We start from the raw sequence: 239 nt of genomic DNA, 5'->3' as shown, positions 1-239 counted from the left end.
TCTTTCAACTTCAAAACATGTATTTCGAAGTATTATTCGGTATTAGCCCCGGTTTCCCGGAGTTATCCCCATCTACAGGGCAGGTTGCCCACGTGTTACTCACCCGTCCGCCGCTAGCGTAAATCTGGTGCAAGCACCAAAGATACGCCCGCTCGACTTGCATGTATTAGGCACGCCGCCAGCGTTCGTCCTGAGCCAGGATCAAACTCTCCATAAAAAGAATTTGAGTAAGCTCAAAT

Annotated in this window: 1 rRNA gene; it reads right to left on the bottom strand. The window is 49.0% G+C overall.

Features of this window, described 5'->3' with window-relative positions:
• Positions 1-217: ribosomal RNA gene (locus TY13_RS19615) — 16S ribosomal RNA — on the bottom strand; the annotation flags it as partial.
• Positions 218-239 lie beyond the last annotated feature (22 nt).

It is taken from the genome of Bacillus ndiopicus (assembly GCF_000612805.1).
Classification (GTDB): domain Bacteria; phylum Bacillota; class Bacilli; order Bacillales_A; family Planococcaceae; genus Metasolibacillus; species Metasolibacillus ndiopicus.
The sequence above is the reverse complement of the archived record's forward strand: the minus strand, read 5'-3'. Positions and strand labels throughout refer to the sequence as shown.